This is a genomic window from Verrucomicrobiota bacterium (genome assembly GCA_016871535.1).
Taxonomy (GTDB): Bacteria; Verrucomicrobiota; Verrucomicrobiia; order Limisphaerales; family SIBE01; genus VHCZ01.
This window is the reverse complement of the sequence record VHCZ01000230.1, coordinates 1-9,724: the sequence shown is the minus strand read 5'-3', so window position 1 is coordinate 9,724 and position 9,724 is coordinate 1. Positions and strand designations below refer to the sequence as shown.

At 59.4% G+C, this 9,724-nt stretch carries 9 protein-coding genes; 6 read left to right on the top strand and 3 right to left on the bottom strand.

Going from position 1 to position 9,724, the window contains the following annotated elements:
- Both FJ398_21930 and raiA read right to left on the bottom strand, forming a co-directional pair.
- A partial coding sequence (locus tag FJ398_21930) for an amidohydrolase family protein (protein ID MBM3840570.1) occupies window positions 1-389 on the bottom strand: 389 nt, incomplete at its 3' end.
- Between the two features lie 76 nt (window positions 390-465).
- The gene (gene raiA, locus FJ398_21925; GenBank protein MBM3840569.1) at window positions 466-933 is read right to left on the bottom strand and encodes a ribosome-associated translation inhibitor RaiA; all 468 of its coding nucleotides are present in this window, start codon (window positions 931-933) and stop codon (window positions 466-468) included.
- A gap of 74 nt (window positions 934-1,007) precedes the next feature.
- On the opposite strand from raiA, the gene FJ398_21920 reads away from it, so the two are divergent.
- The 4 genes from FJ398_21920 to FJ398_21905 are packed head-to-tail and all read left to right on the top strand — an operon-like array spanning window position 1,008 to window position 5,791.
- Entirely contained in the window at window positions 1,008-1,178 is a 171-nt protein-coding gene (locus FJ398_21920) for a BlaI/MecI/CopY family transcriptional regulator (protein MBM3840568.1), read from the top strand.
- 17 nt (window positions 1,179-1,195) lie between these two features.
- On the top strand, window positions 1,196-3,013 hold the full coding sequence (locus FJ398_21915; protein ID MBM3840567.1) for a hypothetical protein: 1,818 nt from the start codon (window positions 1,196-1,198) through the stop codon (window positions 3,011-3,013).
- On the top strand, window positions 3,010-4,695 hold the full coding sequence (locus tag FJ398_21910) for a hypothetical protein (GenBank protein MBM3840566.1): 1,686 nt from the start codon (window positions 3,010-3,012) through the stop codon (window positions 4,693-4,695). Before FJ398_21915 ends, FJ398_21910 begins: the two co-directional genes overlap by 4 nt.
- The gene (locus tag FJ398_21905; GenBank protein MBM3840565.1) at window positions 4,328-5,791 is read left to right on the top strand and encodes a LysM peptidoglycan-binding domain-containing protein; all 1,464 of its coding nucleotides are present in this window, start codon (window positions 4,328-4,330) and stop codon (window positions 5,789-5,791) included. Before FJ398_21910 ends, FJ398_21905 begins: the two co-directional genes overlap by 368 nt.
- Window positions 5,792-6,021: 230 nt before the next feature.
- Here the strand turns inward: FJ398_21905 and FJ398_21900 are convergent, their stop codons facing one another.
- Window positions 6,022-7,656, bottom strand: coding sequence for an amino acid permease (locus tag FJ398_21900; GenBank protein MBM3840564.1), 1,635 nt, complete (start codon window positions 7,654-7,656; stop codon window positions 6,022-6,024).
- A gap of 215 nt (window positions 7,657-7,871) precedes the next feature.
- Between FJ398_21900 and FJ398_21895 the strand changes: the two genes are divergently transcribed.
- Together FJ398_21895 and FJ398_21890 are read left to right on the top strand one after the other, a co-directional pair.
- The gene (locus FJ398_21895; protein ID MBM3840563.1) at window positions 7,872-8,912 is read left to right on the top strand and encodes a DUF1611 domain-containing protein; all 1,041 of its coding nucleotides are present in this window, start codon (window positions 7,872-7,874) and stop codon (window positions 8,910-8,912) included.
- On the top strand, window positions 8,909-9,388 hold the full coding sequence (locus FJ398_21890; GenBank protein MBM3840562.1) for a GNAT family N-acetyltransferase: 480 nt from the start codon (window positions 8,909-8,911) through the stop codon (window positions 9,386-9,388). The genes FJ398_21895 and FJ398_21890 overlap by 4 nt, the downstream gene beginning before the upstream one ends.
- The last annotated feature ends 336 nt before the right edge of the window (window positions 9,389-9,724 follow it).

Below are 9,724 nucleotides of genomic sequence, written 5' to 3'. Positions count from 1 at the left end.
ACTTCGGGGAGCAGCTCCGGCACGGCTTCAATGTCGCCCACCGTGGTGACGCCGCGACGGAGCAGCATTTTCGCGCCGTGGAGCCAGGATTGCGCGTAGTCCGAATAAGACCACTCCGCCTTGAGCGCGAGCAGGGCCTTGATCCAATCCGGGAACGATTTGGGCCGGGGGATCAATCCGCACAGGTTCGTGTAATCCAGATGGCAATGGGCATTGATCAATCCGGGCATCAACGCGACATCCCCCAGGTCGAGCACGGATTCGTGAGATGCGACGAAAAGCTCCTTCCACGGTCCCGCGGCCGCGATGCGGTTGGCGGTGACACGGACCGCTCCGTTGTCCACGGGCGGCCGGCTGATCGGAAGAATCGTTCGGGCGCGAAGAATCACGAAAAGCCGCCTTAACCCATTTGCTCGCGCGGGATCGCCACGCCTCGCTCACTGCTCACTGATTACTGATTACTGGTTACTGAATTCCCGCTTCCTGCCGCTTGCGCTTGGTTTGCGCCGCCAGGGTGTGCTTGCGGGCTTTGTATTTGTTGTGGCGCTTGCGGATTTGCTGCTCGATTTTCTTCGTCACTAGATCAATCGCCGCATAAAGGTCGCGCTCCGAATCTTCGGCAAAAAGGTCCGGTCCCGGCATGGTCAGACGCATCGTACACTTGAAAGCGCGTTCCGGAATCTTCTTGTGATCGTGCTCCAGCGTGACGCGGACGTCGATGGCGAACCGGTCCAGATGCTCCAATTTCCTAATCCGGTCCATAATGTGGTCCTCGATGGCCTTGGTCAGCGTCACGTTATGCGTCGATAGAATTAAGTTCATGGGCGGATGATGCTCAGGGCCTCGGACAAAATCCAGTGAAACTCGGCGTGGGTCGTTGATCGCCGTGCCGGAGGACCGGCCCATTCTTGCCCCGGTAAGGACGGATTCCACTCCGTCCCTGATTTGCCTCGGCGATCCTTAGCTCTTAGGGACGCGGTGGAGCGCGTCCTTACCTAGAAGCAAGCCTGGCCGAAGAGGAAACGCAGCGGCAGCTTGTCGCCGACCTGCTGGATCGCGCCTTCAGCGGCTGGGCCAAAAAGCTGGTCGTGCAAGCGTTGTCCGCCAAGAAAGCTTCGGCCGAGGAGCTGGCCGAGATTCGGAAGCTGCTGGAGGAAATGGAACGGAGGTCAAATTGAACGCACTGAGCCACCCCTTGATCCTCGCTCTTGGCTGGGCGCTGATTCACTTTCTCTGGCAAGGCGCGCTCATTGCCGCGTTGTCGTTCCTGGCGCAAGCCGCATTGCGGAAAGGTTCCGCCCAGTCGCGATACACCGCCGCTTGCCTCGCCATGCTGTTGATGACGCTGTGCCCGCTCGCAACTTTTTCATACCTGACGAATCGAGAGAAAACAGCGTTGAAGCCCGCACCGGTGATGATCACTTCCGTTCGAGAGGCCTCCGTGACCTCGGCAATGGATCTTGCCCCGGCGGTCGCCATTCCGCGGCCAATCCAAGTGGAAACCTCTCCGGAGGAATTCGCGGCGCGAATCCAACGGCATTTGCCGTGGATTGTGTCAGGCTGGCTGGGCGCCGTTTGCGTGCTCTCCTTGCGGCTCCTGCTCGGCTACGCCCGCGTGCGGCAGATCAAACGCCGGGCGTGCGAATCGCTCGGGGTTTACTGGACAGAAAGGCTTTCCGATCTCTCAGAGAGGCTGCGCGTCAGCCGGCCAGTGCGGCTTTGCCAATCCGCGCTGGTGACCGTGCCGACCGTGATCGGATGGCTGCGGCCGGTGATTCTTTTTCCCGCCAGCGCGCTGGCCGGGCTGCCTCCGGCGCAACTGGAAGCCATCCTGGCACATGAACTCGCGCACATCCAGCGTCACGATTATTTGGTCAACCTGCTGCAAAACTTGATCGAAACGCTTCTCTTCTATCATCCGGCCGTCTGGTGGGTCTCGCGCCATATCGACCAGGAACGGGAACTTTGCTGCGATGATCTGACCGTGGAAGTGTGCGGAGACCGGGTCAATTACGCCCGAGCTTTGGCAGCGTTGGAGGAATTGCGCAGCACGGCGCCTGGATTGGCACTGGCGGCGGGCGGCGGATCGCTCCTGCGGCGCATCCGAAGGCTGGCGGGATTGCCGACGGAAGCCAATCGCTCCGGCTGGTGGCTGGCGGGAGCGGCGGCGCTGATGTTAGTCGCTGCCGTGGGCTTGATTGGACGGCATTCCTTGAACGCCGCAGATGCGGGTCGAACTCGGATAGCAGAAGACAAATCCCATGCCGCAGAGTTACTTCAGGATTCGCGCTCGCTGGTCGGGATGGGGCAATTGGATGAAGCTGAAGCGAAGCTGGAAGAGGCACTGAAACAAGAACCGGAGTTCAAATCGGCGCGCTGTTATCTGGATTTCGTCCGGAGCATTCGGCCGAACCTGGAGGGAGACTTGAAGGAGAAGCTGAGCAAGGCACCTCCGCCTGAGATGGGAGAATCAAAGTCTCGTCGGATTACTCAGAATGAACCACCCCCACCCAATCACGCACTGCTCTTCCTTCGTCTCGATTTGGCCGAAGCTCGCCGCGTCATGGCTGAACTCGACCTGTTGGGGATACTCAATGCTCATCGACTGACCGGCGACGGCTCCTCTATTTACGTTCCGGGCGATAAGGTTCACCAAATCCGGACGCACCTGGCGAGCAAAGGGATGCCTCGGAGCAAAGAGGTTGGCTTTGAGATTTTCGACAAGCCGGCTTTCGGCATGTCCGATTACGTTCTGCAGTTCAATCGCACGCGCGCGCTCGAAGGCGAACTCGCTCGCGTGATTGCCCGGATTGACGGCATCGAGTCGGCGCAGGTGAAGATTGTAAGCCGTGAAAGCCGCCTTCTGGACGATCCGCAGAAAAAGCCGAGCGCGGCAGTCTTCATCAAACTTCAAGACAACCAAACCATCGATCAACAGACAGCCTTCGCGATTCACGCGACACCGAGGCTCGTTCTGAAAAACTCCTTCCGAAAGTTGAGCAGAACGTCATGAACGTCTCACTAACGTTGCAGTTGAATCTGAGTGTGGCCACGGAAAACCTGACGGAGGCCTTGAAAAAATCGGTGGGGGAAAGAATCACCGAGACGAACCTCTTTGCCGGTTTCACCGCGTTTCTCAGGCAAAGCGGCATTTTTGCCAAAGCGCCAAACACGCTGATCTTTCATGACGACAAGGCGCCAGCGGGAAATTTCAGCGCCTGGGCGCCCACGGTCGAAGAACTGAATGAGATCGATCGTGCCGTTCAGTTCCTCAACGCGAATTCCCCGGCAAGGCCTGGTTCGCCTCTCAGCGCCACACAGCCAAGCACCGAGTCAGCAGAAGCTGCCGCTCGTAATCCCGCGTTTACGCGGGCCGGACCGCCTAAAGGCGGGACTACAAACGCGCCCTCGACACGGCTGCCCGTTGAGATCACCGACTTCATTCAGCAGACGAATTTCATGTCGGGTCTGGAGCGAGAATTGTCGCGACAGATCGCGCAAATGGATGGCGTCGAGGCGGCGAAAGTCATGATTGCTCATCCGGTTGGCGACCTGATACGGCACAACGCCCAAGTTTTCCTCAAACGCCGCGGAGACACGCCGCTCAACGCCAGTACGGTCAATGCCATCCGCTTTCTCGTCGCGAATGCGGTCGAGGGATTGAAAGCGGGCAACGTGGCGGTGGCGGACGACGCCGGGAACATTCTCTCGAACCCGCCTCCCGCGCAAACCCCGCCAGCGTCCCCATCGAAGCAAACCGCCTTGGCGCAGATCAACGACGCGCGCATTCTCATCGAACTGGGCAAACTCGACGAGGCCGAGGCGAAATTGGAAAGCGCGCTGAAGCTGGAACCGGACAACAAACGGGCGCTCTCCTATCTGAGTTTCATCAAGGAAATGCGCCAAGCCACGAAGTCCGAGATACAGACAATCTTCAAGCAAGCGCTGGCGGACTTTGAAAAGGCTCAGCCAGATCCGAACGCGGAGGCTCAGTGGAACCGCTCGCCGAACCAATCGCGCGCTGTCAGCCCGCATCGCCAGGCGATTCTGGACAAACTCGAATCCATCGTCCTGGACGAAGTCACATACGATGGCGTGGCGTTGAGCGATGTCGTCAAAGATTTGAGCCAACGGGCGCGGAAGTTGTCGCCTCCCGGCCTCAATTTCCTCATCAACTCTTTTCTGCTTACTCCTCCGACGGACGCTGGGCCAGGCGTGGTTTACGATCCGGTGACCGGGCAGCCTTCCGCGCGTCCGTCCGCGCCAGATCCCATCGATCTCAACAAGGTGATGATCCGAATCGACCCGCCGCTGCGTAATGTGAAGCGTGAAGCTGCCCCACGTGCTCGACGCCATCACCAAAGTCACGGACAAGCCGCTACAATACGCCATCGAAGATTACGCCGTGGTGATCACGCAACGTGCGCCCGGCCCGCCGCAACTGTTCACGCGGACGTTTCGAGTCGATCCGAGCACGTTCCTCAAGATGATGTGCCAGGCCATGGGAGACTTCGTGGGCGGCGTCGTTGTGCCCACGAATCACAACGAGACGGTGCAGTCATTCTTCCGTCTGGCGGGTGTCGATCTGCCAACGACGACTGGGCAAGGCGGCGGATTTCCTGGAAGTTCGAGTCCGTCGGTGACGCTTCCCTCCCAGGACCTGGCGAATGCGCGAAAGGCCGTTTTCTTCAATGACCGCACCGGAGTTCTGTTCGTGCGCGCCACGCTGGAGGACATCGACATCATCGAGCAAGCGCTACAGGTCCTCAACCACGCGCCGCCGCAAATTCAGATCGATGTGAAGTGGGTCGAGCTATCCGACGCCGATTCCAGGGCGTTGGGATTCGACTGGTTTCTTGGACACAGGTTGCCCGGTTTGACGGCACCGTCGTCAGCGCGTTCGCCGATCAGCGTGGCCGTCGATTACAAGGTCCAGAAAGGGGATACTCTGTTCAAAATTATCGCGGCCTACGACGAGGAATTCGCGAGGCAAGGCCGCGGACGGATTTCGCAAGAACAAGTCAAGGATCTCAACCCCGATTTGGACTCCGATCGCATCCAGGAGGGACAAGTGATTAGAATTCCCGTCCCGGCTCTCATCCAAGGAAGCGAAAACCTGGAGCCCAGAACGAACGCCGCGGTGACGACCGTGACCGGAATTCTGACGGAAGCGCAATTCGCCACGGTGCTCCGTGCGTTGAAGCAGCGAGGCGGCGTGGACATTCTCGCGGCGCCCAAAGTCACCACGCTCAGCGGACGGAAGGCGAAGATCGAAGTCACCCAACCCAAGACGGTCGTGAACGAACTGGCTAAAAGCACCGGAAAGCCGGACGATCCAAAGGCCGGCGTTTATCGCACCGAGGCCGTGTCCGTCGGGCCTTCCGTCGAAATCACACCGCATGTGCTGGCGGACGGACGATCGATCCAGATCGAGATCGACGCCCGCATGGTCGAGTTCCTCGGGTATGATGATCCGGGACCACCCAACGCGGCTTCCGATAGGCAGCCTGCTACCGCGGTTGCTCCGTTGCCGCGCTTCCGCGTCCGCAAGGCGACCGGCACGGCTTCGTTTTGGGACGGCCAAACCGTCGTGATGAGCGGCTTTGTCGCGCGCGAGACCCGCCATCCTCAACGCGAAGTGCCGGTCCTCGGAGACATCCCGTTGCTGGGCCGCTTGTTTCGGAGCGAGTTGCAGTCCCGAACCAACAAGAACCTCATCCTCTTCGTGACGCCGACGATTATTGATCCCGCCGGAAACCGGGTCCATCCGATGGACAAGCCAACGAACTGATTCACGAAGAGCCAGCGCTGAGAAACGGTCGACGAAGTCTTCTCCCTCTCTTCCCGAAAGGAGGAGAGGGCCTGGGGAGAGGAGGTGCGTCCGGTTTCGCTTTTCCAAAGAACCCCTCTCTCCAGCTCTCTCCCCACTCGTTCCTCGCGGGGAGAGAGGGAAGCCAAGCGAATCGCGACTGACCGAGACCTTTAATCGCACCCGACCGCAGCGATCAAAAGATCAGACGATCAAACTGCGTCCGTTCGCGATTTGGCACGCTTGCGATAGAAGAAATAGATGGGAATGCCGACCCCGACCAGGAACGCGCCCAGCGCGGAGTTGATGATTGCGGGTCTGCCGGCAGCCACGGCAGCCTGATAGCTGGTGATGTCGTAGTAAATCGTGAGGATCAGGTAAATGATGGCGAAGAGAACGAAGAGGATGGGCAAATACGGGTAGCCTGGCGCCTTGTAAGGCCGGTGCGCGTTCGGCTCCCGGCGGCGCAGCACAATCACGCCATACGCCGTCGCGGCGTTGAAAAACCAGCTCACGAAAATCAACGTGTCGGTGAGCGTATCGAACGTCCCGCTGAACAGGAGCATAATGCTCCAGAGCGCTTGCACGATCAGCGCGGCGGCGGGCGTGTGAAACCGCGGATGAACGACGCCCAGGACCTTCGGAAAAACATTCCGGTGCGCCATGGAAAAATAGACGCGCGCGCTCGCCAGGATGGTCGCGTTGGCGGCGCCAAACGTGGAGATCATGACTACCAGCGCAATCCATTTGCCGCCGCCCGACACGCATTTCTCGGCGACATCAGCGGCGACGAGTTTGGATTGGGACATGACCTCGTTGGGCAGCACGTAGGCGTAAGCAATGTTCATCGACACATAGATTAGGGTCACGGCCGTCATGCCAAGGACCAGGCTTCGGGGAACGTTGCGGACCGGGTCTCGCACTTCCCCGGCGATGTAGGTCACTTTGTTCCATCCGTCGTAAGCCCAAAAGGCGCCTTGGAGCGCGGCGGCGATGGCGGCCCAGAGCGCCAGGCCTTGCAACTGAACCGCCGGGTTGTCGGACCGCAAGTTCGCCAGGGTGCCGCCGGAGGGCAGGAGAAACGCCGCGAGGAAAAGCACTGCCATGCCGCTGATCTTCGCGATGGTGAAAATATTTTGCACCCAGCCGCCAAATCGTGTCCCGAGGTAATTGATGGCTGTGAGGAGGAGGATCACGCACGTCGCGAGTCCTTTCACGCCGATTTCCTTTAGCGGACTGATGTCGCCGATGAACGGCAAGTGAATCGCGAAAGCCGCGGCCGGGCCGGTGATTTCCGGCAGGCGGACAAATTGCGTCGCGTATTCCGAAAACACATAAGCCAGGGCCGCGATCGATCCCGTTTGCATCACGGCAAATACCGCCCAGCCGTAGAGATAGGCGACAAACGGCCCGTAAAGATTATCGAACTGGGCGTATTGTCCGCCCGTCTCCGGAAGAGTCGCCGAAATCTCCGCGATGCACAGGGCGCCAATGAGCGTGAGCACGCCGGCGAGAATCCAGACGCCCAGGAGAATTTCGGTGGAGCCAACCTGGCCGGCCATCACGCCGGGCTTGCGGAAAATCCCCGAACCGATGACTCCCCCAACCACGATCATGACGGTCGTGAACAAGCTGAGCGAAGGAACCAGGCCGGAACCGCCATGGGGCGCGCGGGATTCTGAATTCGAGTTGTGGGTCGCGGGCATCAGGCGCGGCGGAAGAGTAGTCAGGGGGTCGCAGCGTGGCAAGCCGGAGGGTTCCCTGCGGGTGCGATAAAAACTGTCGGTCAACGAAGTCTTCTCCCTCTCTTCCCGAAGGGAGGAGAGGGCTGGGGAGAGGAGGTCCATTGCTCGGCTCTCATGTTTCCAATAAACCCCTCGCTCCAACTCTCTCCCTCCTCGTTCCTCGCGGGCAGAGAGGGAAGTCAATCCGAGTCGCTGACGGACACTCTTAATCGCATCCGTGCCTCCATGAGTTTTAGCCTGTTCAGAATTGGATAGTTGGCTAAAAGGCTCTTGCTCAAAGCAAGCTCCAGACAGGCTGGAAGCCTGCCCTCCGTTTCATGACGCGAAGAATGATCATCCTGACGGGCGGGATTACGAACCCCGGTCCGGCCAAAACCGCCGTCAATCTGCTCCGCTACAAGCCCCAGGAAGTCGTCGCGATCCTGGACGAGAACAACCGCGGCAAAGCCAGCCGGGAATTGTTCGGACTGGGCGGAATGATTCCGGTCGTGGCTTCGCTGGACCAGGCGCCCGAAGCCAACACCGTCGTGGTTGGCATCGCTCCGACCGGAGGCAAATTGCCCCGGGAAATGAAGGCAACGATCCTGGAGGCGATTCGCCGGAAGTTGACCATTGTCTCGGGTCTGCACGAGTTCCTTTCGTCGGACGCGGAGATCGCCCAAGCCGCTCGCCAACACGGCGCCAGATTGGTGGATGTCCGCAAGAATGAAGAGCGCGACGTGGCGCACCGCCAGGGCCTCCGCGAGCAGTGCCTGCGCATTCACACCGTGGGCCACGATTGCAACGTCGGCAAAATGGTGGTGAGCCTCGAACTCAGCCTGGCGCTCCAGAAAGCGGGCCACGACGCGAAGTTCGTCGCCACGGGCCAAACTGGAATCTTAATCGAAGGGGATGGCTGCCCGATCGACGCCGTGGTGTCAGATTTCGTGAATGGCGCGGCCGAGAAACTCGTTCTCGCGAACCAGCAGCACAGCATTCTGCTGATCGAAGGCCAAGGAAGCCTGGCTCATCCTCGGTATTCGGCCGTCACCCTGGGATTGCTGCACGGGTGCGTGCCGGACGGTTTGATTCTGTGTTACGAGATGGGGCGCGAATTCGTGGCCGGGATGGACACGTGCAAGATTCCACCTCTCTCGACTCTCAAACAACTTTACGAAACCATGGCCAACCTCATGCATCCGTGCCGCGTCATCGGTGTAGCCGTGAATGGCCGAAAATATTCGGACACGGAAGTGGCGCAGGAGTGCGAGAAAGTTCGACGCGAGATGGGCTTGCCCGTTTGCGATGTTCTGCGACATGGCTCAAATGACTTGGTGAAAGCAATCCTGGAATTGAAGAAGCAGCTCGGCAAATCATGAACCTCACAATCCGCCCCGCGAACGAGAGGGACATTCCGTTGGTGCTCTCGTTCATTCGCGAGTTGGCGGAGTTCGAACGGCTGTCCCATGAAGTGGAAGCCACGGAGCAAATCCTCCGCGAATCGCTTTTCGGCCCGCGTCGATGCGCGGAAGTTATCCTTGGATGTGTCGGCGAGGAAGCCGCGGCGTTCGCGGTTTTCTTCCATAACTTCTCGACGTTCCTTGGCCGCCCCGGGCTTTACCTGGAGGACCTTTACGTCAAACCCGCGTATCGCCGGCGCGGGATCGGACAGGCATTGCTGGGTCATCTCGCCCGGCTCGCCAAAGAGCGCGGATGTGGCCGATTCGAGTGGGCGGTCCTGAACTGGAACAAATCCGCGATCCAGTTTTACGAGCGCCTCGGAGCCGTGGGCCTGAAGGACTGGACCATCTACCGCGTCACCGGCGATCGTTTGGAGGAAATAGCGGAGCCGTAAGAAGCTGAGTTCAGTGATGGCAGGATTGGCCACAGTTCGGGAAGTGCACACTTCTCGAACTGTGCACTTGAAAATGGTTCTTTCGGGCCGTGCTTGAATTGCCCTGAACTGAAAGCCGGCAATCCAGTTTTGTTCACGTCATCGCACGACGTCGAAGTCGAACAAAAAAACGCCCGCTACCTCCTAAGTGGTCCATTTCATAAATACGCTCACGTTCGCGGCAAGGGATTTTTCGGCCAGACGAGGCGCGAGCGACGAGCATATCCCGAAGTGGATCTGTAAGGAGCAAGCAACGAAGTCTGGCGAAAAAGAACTGCCGCCCTTCGGGTTGCGCCG

What these genes read in the sequence shown, in the direction of transcription:
- FJ398_21895 (MBM3840563.1), top strand. Translation starts at nt 7,872, where the DNA reads ATGACGCGAAGAATGATCATCCTGACGGGCGGGATTACGAACCCCGGT.
- FJ398_21890 (MBM3840562.1), top strand. Translation starts at nt 8,909, where the DNA reads ATGAACCTCACAATCCGCCCCGCGAACGAGAGGGACATTCCGTTGGTG.
- FJ398_21910 (MBM3840566.1), top strand. Translation starts at nt 3,010, where the DNA reads ATGAACGTCTCACTAACGTTGCAGTTGAATCTGAGTGTGGCCACGGAA.
- FJ398_21900 (MBM3840564.1), bottom strand. Translation starts at nt 7,656, where the DNA reads ATGGACCTCCTCTCCCCAGCCCTCTCCTCCCTTCGGGAAGAGAGGGAG.